A 19,553-nucleotide genomic window follows, 5' to 3' on the forward strand; every position below is an offset into this window, starting at 1 on the left:
AATTTTTAATTTTCTCGATAGCTAAAAGAAACCCGCCACAAGTGCGGGTTCTTTTTTGCTTATTTTGTTGCAGCTTTCATCGTTTGAACAAATTCAGCTAATTCAGCTAAACATTGCTCGTGATTATCTAAATTTCGCTCAATAATTTTTACTGTTGCTGAACCTGAAATTGCACCAGCCGCCCCCAAAGCTAAGGCTTCTTTCACTTGTGCAGGCTGTGCAATGCCGAAGCCTTGTAAAATTGGTGGGGCATTATGGGCTTTAAGCTGTTCTACAAGGGTGTCCAAATTTGCTGCATGAGCTTGATTTTCTGCACTGGTTACGCCTGCACGTGAGACTAAATAAGTATATCCTTCGCTATTTTCCGCTACACCTTGGATCGTTTTCTCGTCCGCATTTGGTGGGCAAATAAATACCGGTTGAATGCCGTGTTTTTTAGCTGCTTGCACATAATCTTCTTTTGCCAGTAACGGAATATCTGCTACAAGCACAGCATCAACACCGACTTCTGCACAACGTTGATAAAAATCGTCTAGGCCTTTGGCAAAAATTAAATTAGCACAAAGTAATAAGCTAATCGGAATCTCTGGATATTTTGACCGCACTTTTTCCAATAGTTTAAAGCTATCTTCACTGCTATGACCTGCAGTCAAAGCACGATTATTTGCCGCTTGGATAACAGGGCCATCAAGGAGTGGATCGGAAAAAGGAAAACCGAGTTCTAAAGCATCCGCACCGTTATCGACAAGTGTGCAAATGATCTCAAAAGAGCGGTCGAAAGTAGGGTCGCAAAGGGTAACGAACGGCACGAAAGCACCTTCATTTTTTGCTTTAAGTGTCGCAAATTGCGTTTCAAAACGGCTCATTAGTTTGATTCTCCATTTAAAATTTTATCAACGGTAAAAATATCTTTATCGCCTCGTCCTGAAAGATTAACCACTAAAAGTTGTTCTTTTTCAGGATTTTGTTTAATCAATTTCAAGGCATAAGCCAAGGCGTGTGAGCTTTCTAATGCAGGAATAATACCTTCGTGTTTTGCCAATTCTTGGAATGCGTTGAGGGCTTCTTCATCGGTAATCGATACATAATCAGCACGACCAATCGCATTTAAATAAGCGTGTTGCGGCCCGACGGAAGGGAAGTCTAATCCTGCAGAAATAGAATAAGATTCTTCAATTTGTCCATCTTTATCTTGCATAATTGGCGATTTCATTCCGAAGTAGATGCCTGTTGTGCCGTGCTTGAGTGGTGCACCGTGTTCGCCCGTTTCAATACCTTTACCCGCAGGTTCTACGCCGATGAGTTTCACAGCGGTTTCTTCAATGAAATCCGCAAACATACCAATTGCATTCGAGCCACCACCAACAGCAGCAATCACTGCATCAGGTAAACGAGCTTCCCGTTCGAGAATTTGACGTTTCGTCTCAATCCCAATCATTTTTTGAAATTCTCTCACAATCGTCGGGAATGGATGGGGGCCTGCCGCCGTTCCAAGTAAATAATGGGTGGTTTCATAGTTTGCTGACCAATCGCGCATCGCTTCACAACAGGCGTCTTTTAAAGAACAAGAGCCTTTTTGTACAGGAATTACTTCAGCCCCCATTAAACGCATACGAAATACATTCGGCGATTGACGTTCAACATCTTTAGCCCCCATATAAACACGGCACGGCATATCTAACATAGCACAAGCTAGAGCTGTCGCAACACCGTGCTGACCCGCACCAGTTTCGGCAATAATACGTGTTTTGCCCATACGTTTAGCCAGTAAAATTTGCCCTAACACTTGGTTGGTTTTGTGTGCACCACCGTGTAATAAATCTTCACGTTTAAGATAAAGTTTTGTTTTTGTGCCTTTGGTTAAGTTACGACAAAGGGTAAGTGCTGTCGGTCTGCCTGCATAATTTTTGAGTAAATCAGCAAATTCTGCTTGAAATGTAGAATCATTTTGTGCTTCTACAAAGGCTTGTTCTAATTGTTTTAAAACAGGCACTAAAATTTCGGGTACATACATTCCGCCAAATTCGCCGAAATAAGGGTTGAGAAGTGTGTCTGACATATTTTTTCCTATTATTTTTTAGTTATCTTTTGCAACGCTCATTCCCGCAAAAGATTGAGCGGTTGGCATGACTTCAATGCGATTAATGTTCACGTGTTCAGGTTGTTGATGAAGCCATAATACAATGTTCGCAATATCTTCAGGCTGAACCGATTGTACGTTTTCATACACTTTTGCCGCTCTTTCATCATCGCCGTGAAAACGCACATTAGAGAACTCCGTACCGCCACATAAACCCGGTTCAACATTGCTTACTCGAATTTTTGTGCCTGCCAGATCGGCTCGTAAATTTAAGCTAAATTGTGTGACAAAAGCTTTAGTTCCACCATATACATTACTGCCAGCATAAGGATAAGTACCTGCAATTGAACTCAAATTGATAATCTGCCCGTGATTACGAGCCACCATATTTGGCAACACAAGGCGAGTGATAGTAACCAATCCTTTGATGTTGGTATCGATCATCTGATACCAATCTTGTAAATCCGCTTTATGTGCTGGCTCTAATCCCAAGGCTAAACCTGCATTATTCACTAATAAATCGACCGCTTGCCAGCCTTCAGGAAGGGTATTTAGAGCGTTAATTGTGGCTTGTTCATCGCGAATATCAAAGGCAAGCGGTAGAAAATTATTGCCTAATTGTGAATGAATTTCTGCTAACCGATCTGCACGTCTGCCCGTGCCAATCACTTTATAGCCTGCTTCGATCAATTTTTTACAGATTGCCAAGCCAAAGCCTGCGGTTGCACCTGTAACTAATGCGGTTGTGGTTTTCATTTTTTCTCCTAAATCTTGAGCTTATTTGTACTATTAAAGTAGTACAAATAAATTTTGATTGCAAGCAATTTCCTTTTAATTTTAAAAATGTCATTAAATGAATTAATTTAATAATACCGCAAACGTTTGCTTAATGATATAATCTGCCTAATTTTTATTTCTACTGATTGAGGTTAATCGTGAGCAACACACAACTTAGCTACAAAGATGCTGGCGTCGATATTCACGCTGGGAATGAATTAGTCGAACGTATCAAAGGCGATGTAAAACGCACTCGCCGCTCTGAAGTCATGGGCGGATTGGGTGGTTTCGGTGCATTATGTGCTTTACCAACCAAATATAAAGAGCCAATTTTAGTTTCTGGCACCGATGGCGTTGGCACAAAATTACGCCTTGCGATTGACTTAAACAAACACGATACCATTGGTCAAGATTTAGTAGCAATGTGTGTAAACGATTTAATCGTGCAAGGGGCAGAACCGCTTTTCTTTTTAGATTACTATGCAACAGGAAAATTAGACGTTGATGTGGCAGCAAGCGTGATCAAAGGTATTGCAGACGGTTGCGAAATGTCTGGCTGTGCGTTAGTCGGTGGCGAAACCGCTGAAATGCCTGGAATGTACCATGAAGGCGACTACGACTTAGCGGGTTTCTGCGTCGGTGTAGTAGAAAAATCAGAGATTATTGACGGCACGGCAGTAAAAACGGGCGACACGCTTATCGCACTCGGCTCAAGTGGTGCTCACTCAAACGGCTATTCACTTATTCGCAAAGTGCTTGAAGTGAGCGGTGCAAATCCAGCGGATTTATTAGAAAGCAAACCGCTTAGCGAACACCTTTTAGCACCAACCAAAATCTATGTAAAATCGATTTTACAGCTGATCAAGCAGACCGAAGTTCACGCCATTGCTCACTTAACAGGCGGTGGCTTCTGGGAAAATATCCCGCGTGTATTGCCTGACAACACCAAAGCAGTGATTGATGAATCAAGCTGGCAATGGCCTGAGATCTTCAACTGGTTACAAGAAAAAGGCAATATTAGTCGTTATGAAATGTACCGCACTTTTAACTGTGGCGTAGGTATGGTAATTGCATTACCAGAAAAAGAGGTTGAAACCGCTATCGCATTGCTTGAACAAGCGGGCGAAAAAGCGTGGGTTATCGGCAAAATTGCACCTCTTGGCGAAGGCGAAGCACAGGTTGAGATTCAATAATAAAATCTTAAATTTCAATTCAGCCCTTTTGGGCTGATTTCTATAAGGAAGAAAATGAAAAAAATTGCCGTCCTTATTTCTGGTCAAGGAACGAATTTACAAACTATTATTGATGCCTGCCATTCAGGCGATATTCCCGCCAAAATTACTTGTGTGGTAAGTAACAAAGCTGATGCTTACGGATTAGTTCGAGCCAAACAAGCACAGATTCCGCAAGCGGTCTTTCTTCGCAAAAATTTTGCCAATAACCTCGAAATGGACGATGCCATTGGCGATTATTTGCAAAGCCTAGCAGTAGATTTGATCGTCCTTGCTGGTTATATGAAAATTCTTACCCCAAAATTTACTCAACGTTTTGCAGGGAAAATTTTAAATATCCATCCTTCTCTTCTTCCTAAATACGCAGGCTTAAACACCTACCAACGTGCGCTTGAAGCAGGCGACAATGAACACGGCACAACTGTTCATTTTGTCAATGAAGAAGTGGATGGTGGTGCGATTGTCTTACAGGCGAAAGTGCCAATCTTCCCTGAAGATAGCATAGAAGAAGTGGAAGCTAGAACCCGTGAGCAAGAATATCAAATTTATCCGCTTGTGATTAAATGGTTTACCGAAGGGCGGTTAAGACTTAAAGATAATTTGGCATATTTAGATGGGAAACCCTTGCCAAAATCTGGATATGCAGATGAATAACTTAGGATTTAGGCAGACTATTTCTGTATTTTTTATTTAATTAGGATGCAAAAGTGCGGTGAAATTCCACCGCACTTTCAAGGTTAATGATGATGGTGTTCTGGTTTTGGTGGTAATTTAGCTAATCCTTTACCAACAGGTAAAATTAATGTGCTATAGCTTGCAGATTGCTGACAAATTTGTTGATCTGAAAATGGTGTTTTATGAATAACTTTAATTTTCCAAATTCCATCAATTAATGGAATGATATTCACACGTCCTTGACTATCTGTTTTACCTGAAAAACCTTGTGGTTCACGATGACCTGTACTTGCTTCAAGATCTTTCACGATAATAGTATCAGCTGTTGCAATGACAGTTTCTCCTGCTAATGGCTGATCTTGGTAGAAAATTTGAACAGGGAACGGTTCGCCTGATTTCGCTTTGCTTGGATCACGCAAAGGAACAATTTCTAGCGGTAAACCAACTCTTGTCATTGCCATTTCTGCATTTAATGGTTTTTTACCAACGGTAACGAGACTTTTGCCAAACATTTGAGTTTGTTCGCAATAAGTTGGGTTTTCTAATCCTTTCAAATTATCCATTTTCCAACCTTCAGCATTTTGTGACCAAAATGTTGGTTTATAAGTGGCTGTTATCCAATAAGAACCATCAGACAATGCGTTCTCTGATTGATATTGATAGTTTTCGCCTTTTTGGATTAAGGTTTGTGTTTCTCCATTTTGATGAATAATTTCCATTGGCGCAAAAATTTTTAAGCGTGCTTCAGGAATTTTTTCTACATAAGGGTAATCCCCATAAGCTAATTCTGCTTTTAATACAGAACCTGATGCTAATTTCGTCGGTGCTTGAACCCAAACTTCGTGAGCTTGTGCTGTGCCAGCTAAAACCAATAATCCTGTAATCAATGTCTTTTTCATATATTTCCTTAATAAGAATGGGGGAGTTAAAAAATGAGTGCAAAATACTAAATGAAAATAGCTATCATTTAAATAGCTATTTAAATAAAATTTTAAGATTTGTGATCGAGATCACAAAATGAAAAATACCATAAGAAATAGTATAAAAATGCCCTAAATACAAAATATTTAGGGCGTCTTATAAATTGAGGAAAATGTTTTAATCGTCTTTTTTCGATGGTTTAATGCCTAATAAATTACAACTTAATTTACTAATTACATGTTCTGCAGTATTGCCTAATAATGCGGCAGATAAACCTGTGCGTCCCACTGTGCCTAAAATCACTAATTCAGCTTCAATTTCTTTCGCCACTTCAGGAATAACTTCCTCTGGGAAACCTTCGCGTACGTGAGTATGATCTTCATCAATCCCAAACTTCTGACGTAACGCTTTCATATTAATGAGATGCTGACCTCGAATACCGTTTTCATAACCTGAAGTATTAAATTCAGGCAAATCAATCGCCATATTGATTGGCGCGGAAGGGTAGGCTGCCACCAAATGGACATTACCACGATTTAGATTTTCCGCGAGTGAAATACCAGTTTCTACCAGCTCTTGATTAAATTCATCTTGATATTCTTGTTCTCCAGATACATTAACAGCCACAAGAATACGGCGTTGATGTTTCCAATCGCCATCACGAACCATTAAGACAGGAATAGGGCATTTACGAAGAAGTTGCCAATCAATGGGAGTAAAGATTAGAGACGTAAGTTTTTCTTCGTCTTTGGTATATTTTACGACTAGATCGTAATTATTATTTTCTACTTCTTCGTTAATTGCATCAGCTTCATTGCTATTCCACACAATATGAGATTGTAATTCAATTTCTGGATTTGCATATTTATCTAAGTAATATTGAACAGCGTGACGGTGTTTTTCTATTACTTGTTGATGCATTTCTGAACGTTCTTCAGAAGAAAGTAAAGCTGACATTTCATAAGATAAATCATAGACTGATAAAAGTGCGGTGATTTTTACCTTAGTTTCATTTTTTTGTTCTTCAACTAAACGCACTGCACGAGCTAGGGCGTACTGTTTTTCATTACTGGGATTAAGTACAACGAGAATATTTTTAAATTTCATAATAGCCTCCAAAATTGAGGCATAGGATAAAAAAGAATAGCAAAAATGGCAAGGTACAAGATTAATTTGGATAAATTTATTTTTATCAAGCACAAAAAGGCGTGATATTCACGCCTTAAATTTATTTAACTAATGTAATTTTTGTTTTATTCGTACCAGTTAATTCAATTAAACCATTTAAATCATTGATTGTAATATATTTGCCTTGTACGCTAATCACGCCGAGTTTTTGAAAGCGGCCTAATAAGCGGCTGATGGTTTCTACTGTTAAACCTAGATAATTACCAATATCGCCACGTGTCATTGTTAAACGAAATTCTTTTGCTGAAAAACCTCGAGCAGAATAGCGTTTAGAAAGATTATGAATAAAAGCAGCCAAACGTTCTTCTGCATTCATTTTAGATAGCAATAAAATCATCTCTTGATCACTTTTAATTTCACTGCTCATCAAACGTAAAATTTGCTGACGTAGTTTTGGCATTTTTCCTGCCAAATCATCTAAAATATCAAAAGGAATTTCACATACCATAGCCGTTTCTAGAGCTTGCGCAAAACTAGGGTGTTGCATTTGAGTAATGGCATCAAAACCAACTAGGTCACCGGGCAAATGAAATGAAGTAATTTGTTCTTCGCCAGATTCACTAATCGTATAGCTTTTTATTGTGCCAGAACGAATAGCATAAATTGAATTGAGAGAATCTCCTGCTTTAAACAATACTTGAGATTTTTGAATCGGTTTTTTTCTCTCTATGATATTATCAAGCTGATCTAATTCTTGTTCATTTAAGGTAAAAGGAATGCAAAGCTGACTAATACTGCAATCCTGACAATGAATCGCACAACCGCCTGATTGAATTTTGCGCCCTGATTTAGCTTCTGCAACGAAATTTTTCATGTACGCCTCAAATATTGAAAAAAATAGTGTAAAATTGATCTAACGCAAATATTCTACCACTAATTAGTCAGATTAAGAAGAGTAAAGCATTATGGCAGCTGAAAAATTAACAAAAAAACGTTTAGCTCAAATTTTAATTATGTTGTGCATTTTAATTATTGCATTTGTTTGGCGATATTTTTAGAAAACAGAAAATTCTTGCTTATTTTTAAAACAAATGGATTATTTCCAATAAATTTTGCTTGTCACATTGTTATATATACGTATAATTCAACCCCATTAAGCCTGGGTGGCGAAATTGGTAGACGCAGCGGATTCAAAATCCGCCGTTGAATAAACGTGTCGGTTCGAGTCCGACCCTAGGCACCAATGTAAATGAAGTCGTAAATCACGAGGGGAATCAATGATTTACGGCTTTTTTATTTGTGCTTTTTTCGCTAATTTCGTCATTTTCTGCAATGACATTTGACGTGTCAAATGATGACTTTGACGTAAATTTGACGTGATTTGCGTAGTCTAACAAGTGTTTGGCGTTAAGGTGCGCATAACGCTTAACCATTTCTAATGTTTCCCATCCGCCAAGTTCTTTTAACACCATCAATGGTGTGCCATTTTGAACATGCCAACTTGCCCATGTGTGGCGTAAATCGTGGAATCGGAAATTTTCAATTTTGCAGCGTTTAAGTGCGCGGTTAAAATCGTATTTATCGACTTCACTTATACGTTTTCCTTTTCCTCGATGGAAAACATAAGGTGACATGCGTAAATTGGCTCGTCTTTTCAAAACATCCATAGCCTCGGTGCCCAAGAGTAACGATCTTGCTCTTCCTGATTTTGCAATATCGCTACTTACAATGGCTATTTGTCTCTCAAAATCAATCTTATCCCAAGTAAGAGTAAGAATTTCGGTGGCTCTCGCACCAGTAGCTAGAGCAAATGAGCATACATCTTTCATCCAGTCTAATTGCAGAGCATTGATAAGACCTTGTGCTTTGACTTGGCTTATCCACCGCACTCTTACTTTAGGCTCTTTATTTCTTGGGATATAAGGGATGTTATCGATCCAACCTGATTGCTGTGCAATAGATAGCGCGCGCATAATAGAGGAGCGATAACGATTTTGAGTTGATGGGGAAATTGGCTCTTTTGTCCCTGTTTTATGGGTAGGTAGGGCATTAAGAATATCATCTGTTGTTAAAGAGCTGAGTAGGCGTCCTGCCAATACTTCACGCCAATATTCTACATGGCGAATTTTTGTGGCAAAATCTTTTTGTCCTTGTGAAACTTCAAGAAACCGAATTAATGCCTCCTCAATGCTTCTTTCGGGTTTCTTATTTAGTTTTTCAACTTGCCAAAGCTCGTGTTTTAGTTTGTCATGGTACTCTTGCGCGAGCCGCTTTTCAGTTGTTTTAGCAGAGCATCTAATTCTTTCTCCGCTCGGTGTGGCAATATCGATTTGCCATACGCCGTATTTATTTTTTCTGATCGACATTTTCTATTCTCCACAGAATAATCGCCGACCTGCACATCGCAGTATAGATTATTCTGCTTTTTTTTGCGTTGTTCAAGTACTGATTTCTCAATTAGCCAAATATTAGACCCCTCCATCTGGAAGAACCCCCATTTATGGCGATGATTGAAAACCGTGCTATAGCTTAGATTAAGTAATTTAGCTGTTTGTTTTATTGTAAGAGTTTGTTCCATCCCATATTTCCTCCAATAAAAAACCGCCCTTTCGGACGGTCATATCATTTAGCGTTATTACGCGTACCATTTTTCTAATTTTTCAAATTCTTCGACCAATTCACTTTGCCCAAGAGTTTTCAGTACTTCACACAAGATTTTATCAGCTTCAATATGTGTTCCCTCAACATCTCGATTGCTTGCAAGATCACGAATACGATTGATATAGTCTTCAATATTTGGATCTGGCATATAAGTTTTTTCAAAAATATCAGGCTTACACGGATAAAATTCGCCATTTACCCCACAGATAACCCAATCATTTTCGGAAATTTCCATTACACCCTCTAATGTTTTAATTTCCCCTCCGATAACCTTTCCGCCATATTGCGACCAATACGAAACATTTTTACTTCTAAAAATGTACGGAACCCCTTTAGTGTAATTCTCTTTTGTGAATTGCCACGCTTGAATTGTGACAGGTTTCTTTGTGTAGTTCATACATACTCCTTAAAATAACAAACCGCACCAAAGTGCGGTCGATTTACTTAAATTTGCGCCAAACGAGCATCCAAAATTGCAAGATATTGTGACATCACTTTTTCTTGCTGCTTGAGAACGTTATGCTCGCATATTGTGATTATTTCTTTGCTATTGAGAAACTCTTTAAGTGCATCAATACGTTCAGCCAATTCCGAGCGTTCACGATGTAAGCGATACACCCAATCACCGCCAATTTTCTGTTTCAGTTCAAAACCGAATAATTGCCACAATTTATCGAACGCATTTTCATACGCAATTTTGTTTCCGATTTCTACATCAAAGTTATTTGGATCTACGCAAGCACTTTCGCCGGTAACAGTAAAGCCTGATTTTAATGTAATGACCGCGATTGTGATTGTTGTGCCGGTAAGTTGATGATATTCAACATTGGCAATTTGTGATTTAATAAATTCTTCGGTAATACTATTCATGTTTCCTCCGTGATTTAGATAGTAAAAAACCGCCCATAAGAGCGGTTATAATGATTTATTTTAGTTAGCCCACTTCATCTAACTTATCCCCCTCTTTTGTAAAGAGGGGCTAGGGGAGATTTAATGGGCTGTAAATGGGTTTTAGTCATCAAAATAAATTTCATCAACGTCCGGCTCCAATCGATACCATGGGCTCACACGGAAAATTGAGTACCGTTCACTCCCTTGTTCTCTGATGGCGAGAAAAACATATTCATCCTCTTCATAACACTCCCAATCGCTATGATTACGTATAAATAACTCTTCAGCGACACTTGACTCTAAATAAAATGGTCGTTTTTTTCGGTCAAATTCTAACCACACTCTATCTTTAATGATTTTCTCTACTTCTTCTTTTTCTGGATCTTCGTCATCTAGATCATTAATAAGTAACCATTCGTATTCGATATTCATAATTTATTCCTCCGGTGGTTGTGGTAGTGGTTGCCAGTGTGATACTTCAATTTCTATGTCTATCATTCCTAATTCGTCCAATTGCCAATAGGGGATTAATCCACCTTCTTCATCTACCTTTTCGTCTAATAAATACCATCCAAAACCGATAAACCAATACACGTCATCCTCGGTATAATAAATTAAGTGTCTATTGCTTAAATTGCGTAATTCTTCACTTGTATCAAATGGTTCAGGCAACCGCTCAGAACACTTAATCCATCCATTGTTGTTTTTACTCATTCTTCGCCTCTAATCCGTTTAACAGTGATCGAGTATTTTTTGACAAAACGTCCATCTGCAGTTTCCTCAGATAAGATTATTGGTTCTCCAAATTCCATTGCGTGCTGTGCAACTGCAAACAGAATTTCCATTGTTGCATCTTGTTTTGTTGTCCACGTATCTCCTTTTTTATTAACATAACCAACAAAAATTTGGTTTGTTATTGGACTTACCCCGACTCTTATTTGTTTTGCTGTCATTTTCTTTCTCCTAAATAGTTTGTTAATCGCTCCCTAATCCACTTAATCACAGGCACAGCCATTGAATTGCCGATTGCTTTATAGCGCGGACTATCAGGGCAATCTTCTATTGATTTATTGCGGTAAGGGATTTTTGTCCAGTTGTCTGGGAAGCCTTGCAGACGTTCACATTCAACAGGGGTAAGTTTGCGGATAATGGATTGTCTATTGATGCGCGGAATATTATTGCCGCCTGTTCCCATTTTGGCGGCTAAGGTTGGTGTGATTTCATCATAAATTCGCACAGTATTGCGTCGTTCTGATATATCAAACAAAACATTTTCCTGTCCATTATTGCGCCCTAGGCAGTGGGCTGTTGAGGTGGAAATAATCGGGTCTTGAGTGCCGTGAACAACAAAGGTTTCACTCCCTCCGCCAAGCGATCCGCCACTTTGTCTTAATGTACCGCTTATGGTATTTTCGCTGAATGCGCCAAAGCTGCTTTCAGTGTAGGCGGTAAAAACTTGTTGCGTTTTTCCGCACGATTGAGAATGCCCTTGCAGGCTTTTGCGCTCAAAAAGTATTTGGGCGACACTTCTTTCTCTAGCACTTGCCACAAGGAACACGCGCTTGCGTCGTTGGGCGAGTCCGAAGTATTGAGCATTGAGTGTTCGCCACGCGACAGTTCGAGCTGAATGCAATAAACCTGCGTTTGTCCATTTTCGCCCTGTTGGCTGCAATGGCTGACGTTCTTGAACCAGTCCAGCCAAAAAGTGTCCGAATGCGTTGTCCTTGGTGGATAGTACACCTGGAACGTTTTCCCACAGCAAAATGCATGGCTGTTTATCGTCTTGGTATCTAACATAGTCAATAGCCTCTAATATGTGTATCAACATTAAAGTGAGATTTCCTCGTTCGTCATCTAGCGAGTTTCGCAGTCCAGCTATCGAAAATGCTTGACAAGGTGTACCACCAACAAGCACATCAGGCGCAGGAATTTCACGGTTTAAGATTTTTTCGGGTAAGGTGGTCATATCACCAAGATTTGGGATGTTGGGATAATGATAAGCAAGCACGGCGCAAGGAAAAGGCTCAATTTCGCTAAACCACAGCGGTTTACTTAAGCCTTTCCATGCCACGCTTACCGCTTCAATCCCTGAACAGATTGAACCGTAGGTAAACATAGTGCGGTTATTTTTTCCTCTGTTTTGGATTAATCACAGGCAACACAGGCACAATCGGTTTTGCTGTTGTAGATGTTGTTGATGTGCTGCTGCGGTTTTCATTTATCCAGTCAGCTAATTCACTCCAAGCGGTTAAGTCATCTTTAAAATAATCACTTTTGAGCAAATAGCCATTATCATTTACATAAGATTTAACATTGTGCTCAATGCATTCTCTCGTGTAACTATTTAACACCAGCCAATATTCTTTGACATCTTTGACGCATATTAAAACCGATTTCCCATTTTTGTTGAGTGTTTCACGGACATAGCAGAGCATTAATGTTTGGAATTTATGTAAAGGGATTTTGATGTTAATTTCATTCATTTTCTCCCTCCTTTTTTCTTATGATGTTTAAAGTGCGGTCGATTTTCTCGGAGTTTTAAATTGTCCTGTCGGATTTGTTCTACTTTAATTCTTAGGCGGTCATTATCGCTTTCAAGCTCTTTAATGCGTCTTGATTTGGCAAGATTTTCATTGCCTAATTTTTCAAAATGATATTTATTATTTTCGATTTCCTCTTGGAGGATTATTTTAGCGAGGGATTTTAGTAGATTCATAGTCTCTCCTTGATTCCGCCAAATTCTTTTATTAGGCTATCCACTGTTTTGCCAAGCACGTTTACCATTAAAACAAAGTCTGCATTAAAACGAGCTGTTACGTCTTCTTTTACAATGTCATCGTTCTTCTCGATGATATTGTCGTCAAACTTCAGTCGTTTCAGCGTGCCATCTTCAACCAAGATAAATTTAAGGTTGTTTTCCCACTCAAGCGCGAGTTTAGAGATCAAGCCATTTTGAACAAGCTCAATAATTTCCTCGTCTTCAACATCTTTTTGCTTGCAGTGAATAACGCCAAGATCTTCTTTTTCGCGGATTTCCACTTCCTTACGCAAGATTAGCCAATCAGGTGCAGTATCTGTAACCCATCTTGTCATTACTTCACACGGCGCACAGTTAAACGCCAACGGTACTACTGGCAAGCTGCCAAGCGATTTACGCAAAAGTGCAAGTGCATCTTCGGCTGTTTTACTTGATGCTGTATCAACAAAGATAAGTTGTTTCAATGTGTCGATATAAAGTGCGGTCATTTTGATACGAGAAAACGCTTGCGGAAGTAGGGTAGCTATCACATCATCTTTTAAAGATGATCGTTCTACTTTCTTTAATTTTCGCTGTTCTTTTTCTTCAAGTGCAGTGATTCGTTTATTGAGTTCACGATTCACAACTTCCACAGGCAAAATCTTCTCTTCTCGTTTAGCTACAAGTAAGATTTTTCCGTTCGCTTGATGTGCTAAATTTTCGCTGGTGACGAGCGGAGCAGACCAACCAAAATGGCTAACATCTGCTGAACCACACGGAGTAAATTCACATTCTTTGAGTTGTTTTTCGATATTCTCAAAGTCTATTTGTTTTGTTAATTGGTAAATAATTGCATTTCTGAACCAGTACATTTTTATTATTCCTCATAAATAAAAGCCGCTAATTAATAGCGGCAGATTTTAAGCATCATCTTCGTAGTAGTTTTCTTCAACCACGAATCTATCACTACCATAGATAGGTTCTCTATATGGTTTTTTAGTCGTCTTTAACCTCAACAAACTTACCTATCTCATCTAGTGTGTACCAAGTATCAGCTTTGATGTTATTTTCACCGACTTTTGATGCTTTGATATGGATTAGCTCGCCCTCATGATTGCGATACACGCAGACAATTGCACCATCGATACTCGCCTTAGCTTTAGATTGCCAACCAAGCGCAACAGCTATAGATTGCTTGCCAGATACTTCCGCTGCCGACTGATTGCCTGTATTGGTTGCTACCGACCTATTGCCTGTATTAGTCGCTGCCGACCTATTGCCAGTATTAGTTGCTACCGACTGATAGCCTGTATTAGTCGCTACCGACCGATAGCCTGTATTAGTCACTGCCGACCAATAGCCTGTATTAGTCGCTACCGACCGATCGCCTGTATTAGTCGCTACCGACCAATCGCCTGTATTAGTCGCTGCCGACTGATCGCCTGTATTAGTCGCTACCGACCGATAGCCTGTATTAGTCGCTACCGACCGATAGCCTGTATTAGTCACTGCCGACCAATAGCCTGTATTGGACACCTTGGCAGCATCCCAATCAACTTTACCTTTTATCCATTCAACGGCTTTTTTTATCATTTCCGGTAAGTTAATTTCGGTTTCGATCGTGATTTTTGCAGATGCAATTTTTGTATCATCACTATCTTTTGATGTTTCGCCGCTCATTTTAACTACAGCAAATTTACTTACCGCTGGACTGTAATAGTTAAGCACATCAAGCGGGTATTCGCAGGCGTGGAATCCACTCTCACAAGCCTCAACATTACCTTTATGCTCATACGTTTTGCCTACCTCATACTGATAACCTCGACAAGTCCAGTCTTGCTTAAACCCTTTATAAGCTATAATTTCTTTGTTTTCTTCAGTCATTTTTTTGTCTCTCAAATTTAGATAATAAAAAAGCCACTATTGGTTAGTGGCTTATCATGGATTTCAAAACGGAATATCATCATTAAACCCATCTTGTTCAGCTGCTGCGCTTAATGGGTCGGGTTTTTCTTTGTCTTTGGTTGGCTGTTGTGTTTCATTGTTTGCCTTGCTGTCTAGCATTTCAAAGGATTGTGTCGCTACTTTAAGTGCGGTGCGGTTATTGCCGTTTTGGTCTAGCCAGCTTTCCTGTACCAGTTTCCCTGTTACACAGATTTTTGAGCCTTTTTGTAGATATTGTCTTGCTACATCAGCAGAATTGCCATGCACCACAATAGGTATCCAATGCGTACGTTTAACTGTATTGCCTTGTTTATCTCGGTAATCATCGCCTATAGCAAGATTAAATGTGGCAATTTGTCCGCCATTTTGGAATTGGCGGATTTCTGGGTCACTGCCTAAATGACCGACTAATATAACGGTATTGGTGTTACGGGCCATAGTTTTTCCTTACATTAAATTAAGTAAATAATCGTTATACATTAGATTATATTCATCAACGAGATCGGGGTGTTTTTCCTCTAACCAAACGATAGACTTATCGTAAATTTCACCGCATTCCTTTTTGGTTTTCCCTTTCAGCCTATCTTTAAGTTGCTCTATAACCGATTTGCTAGTTACATTAGCTTGAGTAGAGCTCATAGCCTGCTGGGTCGATTTGTTGGAGTTGTTTGGCCGCTCGGACTTTGGGGACGATGACTGCTCACGCTTTCCCACGCTTGCCGCATCATCATCTTCTTGCGCCATAAATAACATTGCAGTTAAGGCGTAACGACGTGCATAGGTAATGGCTGCACCAACTTGTTGCGCATCGTTAGCTTGCTTAACTCCAGCCTTAACCAATGGATAACAGCTCCGTAAAAACTGCCCACTTTTATGAAAGAGCGTTGTCACTAGTGTTGGCTCGTCATTTAGGACAGTAACAAGTTGCGTAATAACTAAATTATGCTCCGCAAGGATTGGGCGACAGGTATCAAGCACTTTGCTTAGTTCTGCGTATTTATAACCATAACCTTGTTTATCTTTGCTTAGATTCCCAAGCTGACTAATCGCTTGAATAAGTTCAGGCATAAGCTCACTTAAATTTGCACTTTGTAGCTCCATTTCTCTTTCCTTATCTAATCGTCAGAACTTGACTATCAACCAATTTTGCACCAGGAATTTCTTCCCCTGCTTTTAATCGTGCTTTAATTTCAGTTTTATTCGCTGTGATTTTCACATTAACAAGGGTTTCATCGCAGTTGTTGGCGAGGAATAAATCTTCATCTAATTGCACCGCACTTTGCTTGCTTTCACGGTAAGAAATGGTAAACAAGGGGCAATTAATTTTTGCTGTGCCTGTTGCTTCCATATTGTGTTTGAGATAGTTTTTAATCTGCTCAATACCGTTTTGACGTTGCTTTTTCATTGCCTGCAAGCGTTTAATTTCAGCATCAATCACTTCAATGTCGCCCTCTGTATTTTTAATGACATAGACGACATTTTCCGCTTTTTTGTCAAAATCTTGCTGCACTGCATCTAATGCTTTGGCAATATCAGCGTTATCTGCAAATTCAGGATTTTCGAGCAATTCTTTGATGTTTTCGAGTTGTTCGGTGATTTCGTAAAGTTTCATTGTAGCTCCTTAGAATGGTAGTGGGTTGTGCTGGATATATTCAATTTCAGCTTGTAATTCTTCTGGCGTAATTCGTTCTTGCCATAACCAATTTCGAATAGCATTTAGCAATTCTGCCTTGCTTTCTAGGCGTTCACGCGGTGTTTCTTCCATTTTTAAGCTCTCCCATAACAATTGTATTGCCAATATTCACAATCAGCATCTTCAGGTTCACGCCAATCTTCTTCTGGTTCATAATCTTCTTCAAGGGTTTGCTCAAATTGACTGTAATAGTCATCTGGCGTATCACACATTTCTGGAGGCAGGTGTCTTTTCATTTATTTCCCCCATTGATTTCAATCTAAAGTGATGTCTTTCGTAAAAATCAATACGATGTTGGCAATACTCGATATTCTTTTGTACTGCGGTATGGCGTTTAGCGTCAGCCCAATTCTTTGCAGCCTCAAGGTAATGACCTTTCTTTTCTGCTTTTACTGCCGATTCTGCGTAGGTTTTGTAAGTCAGTCTCATTATTTACTCCAAGTGCGGTTAATTTCGGCTTGCTTTTGTGCGGTGTAAGCCTGCAGTTCTTTTTCTGCTGCCAGTGTAAGATTAGGCGGTAAACATACACCGTTTTCATATATGCCACCTTTCAGCTCACACTGTGTTTCAGCTTGGATTTGTTGGCTTAATTCGTTGTCGTGCCAATCGGTGGGGTGGGCATTGGCATGTAGGCTAATCCCACCTACAATCAGGGTAATAATCAAGGCGGCGAGAAAATAGCAGATTATGTTTAGCCATTTTTCACTGCCTTTCATAAACGCGGTGAAGCTGTTTTTTTCTTGGAAGAATGCGGATTTTGAGCGTTTCATTTTGGGTTTCCTTGAATTTTGGGTAAAAAAATACCGCACTGAGTGCGGCGTTAGATTTTGAAAAATTCCATTTTCTTTGGGTTAAAATGGCGTATGCGTTTTAGTATGCGCCAATTTGTCATTTGATCAAATTTAAAACCACTTGTAATTCGTTCAATGATTTTATGCATATCACGAATTGTGGGGCGATATTCATAGGCTTGGTCATAAATTGACGGCGCATAACTTGAGCCTATTTTTTCCATTGCCGGATAGAGTGCTTGGAAGGTTTCCATATTACGCATAAGCACAAACCACGCCCACGCCATTGTTTGCAATTCGCGTTCGGTAAATTCAAACGTAAATGTTGTCGGTTCCTGCGTGGCAATATTGGGGGATTGATTTTCTTCCATATCTTTCTCTTTTTTACGTTGATTTATGCCTTCTTTGAGTTTTACAAAGGCGGAAAAGGTGGGTTTAATTTCATCATTGAGTTGGTGATACTGTAATTTCTTTCGCCAAGCCATTTCAACACGTGAAATTAATTCGAGATTTTCAAGGGTGCAATTTCTTGAATTGCCGTCTTTGTAATCAATAATATGTCCACGCGGAATTTTTCTACCGGCTTTGCGCCAGAGATAATGCGATTTCCGTTCATAACGTTTAATGCTTGCTTTTATTAACCAACATTTTGCATTTTTACAATATCGCTCAAAGCCAATCGGTTTTAAATTTTCACCTTTCTCAAATCGACCGCTTCGTCCGGTTAGCCATTGTCTCTTCACGCGCAAAACCTTTAACGCGTGTGGATTAAATGGTTTATTGAAATAAACTTCCATTTTTTGAGCCAAGATTCTTTCATTTAACGTGCAATTCGCTTTAATGAACGCAAGTTCTTCTTTGCTGTAACGATTAGCATGCTTAAGGCTTGGAATATTGTGTTTCTTTTTTAATTTATAGAAAACATTACGATTTATTAATAAATCAAACTGTTGCTGAAACAATTTAATTAGATCAGATGGCTTTTTATCCCAATGTAAGCGAATAAACGCAATATGTTCATCGGTGAATTTAAATCGTTCCGCATTAGAGGTCATCGCCTTGCGCCTTAGATATTCTTAGAAAATCAGGGGATTCTCTTTCAATTTGACGATTTTCAAACAATGTCATTGCTTTAAGCGAAATCGCATTGCTTGCGATAATATTTGCCGCAATGCCTGATACGGCATTGGCACGTTTAATTTCTCGATTAAGTTCTTCATCGGTTAAGTCTTCATCAAGCAGTTTTTCTAACTGGGAAAATAAATGATTGTTTAAGTCTGTGATTTTATTTTTCATTTTAAATAACCATAAAAAAACCGCCCTTTCGAGCGGTCAGTGGAGTAGTGCAATCAGTCTATGCTAATTTTGTCTAGAATAGGATGACTTTCTTTATGCTTGTAAGGCTCAAGCCCTTATTGTTACCACAACACATAAGGAATATAATTTTCTCCAACCACAACACGAACAAGGAGAAATTATGGCTAATTTAATTCTTACCTATGATTTAAGAAATCAACGTGATTACAAATCATTAATTGAGGCAATTAAATCCTACGGAACTTATGCGAAGCTATTTGAATCGGTCTGGTATATTCGTTCAAGAACACATACGGCCGAGCAATGTCGGGATTATTTGCTTCAATTTATAGATAATGATGATCGTCTTGGCGTATTTGATTGCTCAAATAATGACTTTGCAACTATGAGAGCGTTAAATAAAGTTAGCAACCTATGGTCTAACTAACACGTAAACTTCACCAGTTTTATTATCAATTAGCTCTTCTTTTGTTTGGGCGTCACTAAATCGATTTATATAAGAAATTGCTTGGCATGCTCGCTCCTCTAAGCCAGGATGATAAGCACCGTTTTCAATCGCTTTCAAAATACAAGCGCGAATATGTTCTTTTTGAATTTCAGTTATGGTGTTGCTGGTAACACTGCCAGCCTCTGAATAGCGTTTTTCTTCCATTTTTAACCTCGTTTGTTTTATGTTTGCCATTTCAAAACACACTTCATCTATCAT

General features: G+C 39.1%; 30 protein-coding genes and 1 tRNA gene. 4 read left to right on the plus strand and 27 right to left on the minus strand.

Annotation, left to right across the window (positions count from 1 at the left end):
- Positions 1–59 precede the first annotated feature (59 nt).
- From trpA to HMPREF2813_RS06395, 3 genes are read right to left on the minus strand one after another with little or no spacing between them, the layout of a single operon-like run.
- Positions 60–866, minus strand: a complete 807-nt coding sequence (gene trpA / locus HMPREF2813_RS06385) for a tryptophan synthase subunit alpha (protein WP_014550775.1) — start codon at positions 864–866, stop codon at positions 60–62.
- Positions 866–2,059, minus strand: coding sequence for a tryptophan synthase subunit beta (gene trpB / locus HMPREF2813_RS06390; RefSeq protein ID WP_014550774.1), 1,194 nt, complete (start codon positions 2,057–2,059; stop codon positions 866–868). The genes trpA and trpB overlap by 1 nt, the downstream gene beginning before the upstream one ends.
- A gap of 18 nt (positions 2,060–2,077) precedes the next feature.
- Positions 2,078–2,836, minus strand: coding sequence for an SDR family oxidoreductase (locus HMPREF2813_RS06395; RefSeq protein WP_014550773.1), 759 nt, complete (start codon positions 2,834–2,836; stop codon positions 2,078–2,080).
- Between the two features lie 179 nt (positions 2,837–3,015).
- On the opposite strand from HMPREF2813_RS06395, the gene purM reads away from it, so the two are divergent.
- Complete coding sequence (gene purM / locus HMPREF2813_RS06400; protein WP_014550772.1) at positions 3,016–4,050, plus strand: phosphoribosylformylglycinamidine cyclo-ligase; 1,035 nt, start codon at positions 3,016–3,018, stop codon at positions 4,048–4,050.
- Positions 4,051–4,104: 54 nt separating this feature from the next.
- Positions 4,105–4,743, plus strand: a complete 639-nt coding sequence (gene purN, locus HMPREF2813_RS06405; protein ID WP_014550771.1) for a phosphoribosylglycinamide formyltransferase — start codon at positions 4,105–4,107, stop codon at positions 4,741–4,743.
- An 83-nt stretch (positions 4,744–4,826) separates the two neighbouring features.
- Here purN and HMPREF2813_RS06410 read toward each other — a convergent pair whose 3' ends face one another.
- The 3 genes from HMPREF2813_RS06410 to fnr form a co-directional block, all read right to left on the minus strand.
- A complete protein-coding gene (locus HMPREF2813_RS06410) occupies positions 4,827–5,663 on the minus strand; it encodes a DUF4198 domain-containing protein (protein ID WP_014550770.1) in 837 nt (278 codons plus the stop codon).
- A gap of 199 nt (positions 5,664–5,862) precedes the next feature.
- The gene (gene uspE, locus HMPREF2813_RS06415) at positions 5,863–6,792 is read right to left on the minus strand and encodes a universal stress protein UspE (protein ID WP_005656626.1); all 930 of its coding nucleotides are present in this window, start codon (positions 6,790–6,792) and stop codon (positions 5,863–5,865) included.
- A 121-nt stretch (positions 6,793–6,913) separates the two neighbouring features.
- The gene (fnr, locus tag HMPREF2813_RS06420; protein WP_006996008.1) at positions 6,914–7,687 is read right to left on the minus strand and encodes a fumarate/nitrate reduction transcriptional regulator Fnr; all 774 of its coding nucleotides are present in this window, start codon (positions 7,685–7,687) and stop codon (positions 6,914–6,916) included.
- 283 nt (positions 7,688–7,970) lie between these two features.
- On the opposite strand from fnr, the gene HMPREF2813_RS06425 reads away from it, so the two are divergent.
- A tRNA-Leu gene (locus tag HMPREF2813_RS06425) sits at positions 7,971–8,056 on the plus strand.
- Between the two features lie 31 nt (positions 8,057–8,087).
- On the opposite strand, the gene HMPREF2813_RS06430 is transcribed toward HMPREF2813_RS06425, so the two are convergent.
- The 20 genes from HMPREF2813_RS06430 to HMPREF2813_RS06515 form a co-directional block, all read right to left on the minus strand.
- Entirely contained in the window at positions 8,088–9,179 is a 1,092-nt protein-coding gene (locus tag HMPREF2813_RS06430; protein WP_048942573.1) for a tyrosine-type recombinase/integrase, read from the minus strand.
- 269 nt (positions 9,180–9,448) lie between these two features.
- Positions 9,449–9,871, minus strand: coding sequence for a hypothetical protein (locus HMPREF2813_RS09955; protein ID WP_065245534.1), 423 nt, complete (start codon positions 9,869–9,871; stop codon positions 9,449–9,451).
- A 47-nt stretch (positions 9,872–9,918) separates the two neighbouring features.
- Complete coding sequence (locus HMPREF2813_RS06440) at positions 9,919–10,344, minus strand: Gp49 family protein (protein WP_048942572.1); 426 nt, start codon at positions 10,342–10,344, stop codon at positions 9,919–9,921.
- 141 nt (positions 10,345–10,485) lie between these two features.
- Positions 10,486–10,797 (minus strand): hypothetical protein, encoded by a 312-nt coding sequence (locus HMPREF2813_RS06445; RefSeq protein ID WP_048942571.1) that lies wholly within the window; start codon positions 10,795–10,797, stop codon positions 10,486–10,488.
- Between the two features lie 3 nt (positions 10,798–10,800).
- Positions 10,801–11,079, minus strand: coding sequence for a DUF551 domain-containing protein (locus HMPREF2813_RS06450; protein ID WP_048942569.1), 279 nt, complete (start codon positions 11,077–11,079; stop codon positions 10,801–10,803).
- A complete protein-coding gene (locus HMPREF2813_RS06455) occupies positions 11,076–11,318 on the minus strand; it encodes a DUF7446 family protein (protein ID WP_048942568.1) in 243 nt (80 codons plus the stop codon). The genes HMPREF2813_RS06450 and HMPREF2813_RS06455 overlap by 4 nt, the downstream gene beginning before the upstream one ends.
- The gene (locus HMPREF2813_RS06460) at positions 11,315–12,481 is read right to left on the minus strand and encodes a DNA cytosine methyltransferase (RefSeq protein WP_048942565.1); all 1,167 of its coding nucleotides are present in this window, start codon (positions 12,479–12,481) and stop codon (positions 11,315–11,317) included. Before HMPREF2813_RS06460 ends, HMPREF2813_RS06455 begins: the two co-directional genes overlap by 4 nt.
- Positions 12,482–12,488: 7 nt before the next feature.
- Positions 12,489–12,848, minus strand: a complete 360-nt coding sequence (locus tag HMPREF2813_RS06465) for a hypothetical protein (protein WP_048942564.1) — start codon at positions 12,846–12,848, stop codon at positions 12,489–12,491.
- Complete coding sequence (locus HMPREF2813_RS06470) at positions 12,845–13,081, minus strand: hypothetical protein (RefSeq protein WP_005661510.1); 237 nt, start codon at positions 13,079–13,081, stop codon at positions 12,845–12,847. Before HMPREF2813_RS06470 ends, HMPREF2813_RS06465 begins: the two co-directional genes overlap by 4 nt.
- Complete coding sequence (rdgC, locus tag HMPREF2813_RS06475) at positions 13,078–13,974, minus strand: recombination-associated protein RdgC (protein WP_070647018.1); 897 nt, start codon at positions 13,972–13,974, stop codon at positions 13,078–13,080. Before rdgC ends, HMPREF2813_RS06470 begins: the two co-directional genes overlap by 4 nt.
- Positions 13,975–14,098: 124 nt before the next feature.
- Entirely contained in the window at positions 14,099–14,986 is an 888-nt protein-coding gene (locus tag HMPREF2813_RS06480; RefSeq protein WP_070647020.1) for a DUF7666 domain-containing protein, read from the minus strand.
- A 63-nt stretch (positions 14,987–15,049) separates the two neighbouring features.
- Positions 15,050–15,484 carry a single-stranded DNA-binding protein gene (locus HMPREF2813_RS06485; RefSeq protein WP_048942411.1) on the minus strand — a complete coding sequence of 145 codons (435 nt, stop codon included), beginning with the start codon at positions 15,482–15,484 and terminating at the stop codon, positions 15,050–15,052.
- A gap of 9 nt (positions 15,485–15,493) precedes the next feature.
- A complete protein-coding gene (locus tag HMPREF2813_RS06490) occupies positions 15,494–16,147 on the minus strand; it encodes an ERF family protein (protein ID WP_048942413.1) in 654 nt (217 codons plus the stop codon).
- Between the two features lie 10 nt (positions 16,148–16,157).
- A complete protein-coding gene (locus HMPREF2813_RS06495) occupies positions 16,158–16,658 on the minus strand; it encodes a siphovirus Gp157 family protein (RefSeq protein ID WP_038440657.1) in 501 nt (166 codons plus the stop codon).
- Between the two features lie 9 nt (positions 16,659–16,667).
- Positions 16,668–16,811: a hypothetical protein gene (locus tag HMPREF2813_RS09895; protein ID WP_154685869.1), complete on the minus strand. Its 144-nt coding sequence runs from the start codon at positions 16,809–16,811 to the stop codon at positions 16,668–16,670.
- A 2-nt stretch (positions 16,812–16,813) separates the two neighbouring features.
- Positions 16,814–16,975 carry a hypothetical protein gene (locus HMPREF2813_RS09900; protein ID WP_171964730.1) on the minus strand — a complete coding sequence of 54 codons (162 nt, stop codon included), beginning with the start codon at positions 16,973–16,975 and terminating at the stop codon, positions 16,814–16,816.
- A complete protein-coding gene (locus HMPREF2813_RS06500; RefSeq protein WP_048942415.1) occupies positions 16,944–17,168 on the minus strand; it encodes an ANR family transcriptional regulator in 225 nt (74 codons plus the stop codon). Before HMPREF2813_RS06500 ends, HMPREF2813_RS09900 begins: the two co-directional genes overlap by 32 nt.
- Positions 17,168–17,509 (minus strand): hypothetical protein, encoded by a 342-nt coding sequence (locus tag HMPREF2813_RS06505; RefSeq protein ID WP_048942417.1) that lies wholly within the window; start codon positions 17,507–17,509, stop codon positions 17,168–17,170. Before HMPREF2813_RS06505 ends, HMPREF2813_RS06500 begins: the two co-directional genes overlap by 1 nt.
- A gap of 50 nt (positions 17,510–17,559) precedes the next feature.
- Positions 17,560–18,585 carry a P22AR C-terminal domain-containing protein gene (locus HMPREF2813_RS06510; RefSeq protein ID WP_070647022.1) on the minus strand — a complete coding sequence of 342 codons (1,026 nt, stop codon included), beginning with the start codon at positions 18,583–18,585 and terminating at the stop codon, positions 17,560–17,562.
- Positions 18,575–18,826: a hypothetical protein gene (locus HMPREF2813_RS06515; protein ID WP_005688811.1), complete on the minus strand. Its 252-nt coding sequence runs from the start codon at positions 18,824–18,826 to the stop codon at positions 18,575–18,577. Before HMPREF2813_RS06515 ends, HMPREF2813_RS06510 begins: the two co-directional genes overlap by 11 nt.
- Positions 18,827–19,007: 181 nt before the next feature.
- Here HMPREF2813_RS06515 and HMPREF2813_RS06520 point away from each other — a divergent pair, with 181 nt between their 5' ends.
- The gene (locus HMPREF2813_RS06520; RefSeq protein ID WP_005687157.1) at positions 19,008–19,274 is read left to right on the plus strand and encodes a hypothetical protein; all 267 of its coding nucleotides are present in this window, start codon (positions 19,008–19,010) and stop codon (positions 19,272–19,274) included.
- On the opposite strand, the gene HMPREF2813_RS06525 is transcribed toward HMPREF2813_RS06520, so the two are convergent.
- The coding region (locus tag HMPREF2813_RS06525; RefSeq protein WP_083304313.1) for a hypothetical protein at positions 19,260–19,553 on the minus strand (294 nt) is incomplete at its 5' end. The two genes, HMPREF2813_RS06520 and HMPREF2813_RS06525, sit on opposite strands and share 15 nt — an antisense overlap.

Origin of the sequence: Haemophilus sp. HMSC066A11 (assembly GCF_001811665.1) — a bacterium.
In the GTDB taxonomy this organism is placed as follows: domain Bacteria; phylum Pseudomonadota; class Gammaproteobacteria; order Enterobacterales; family Pasteurellaceae; genus Haemophilus; species Haemophilus influenzae.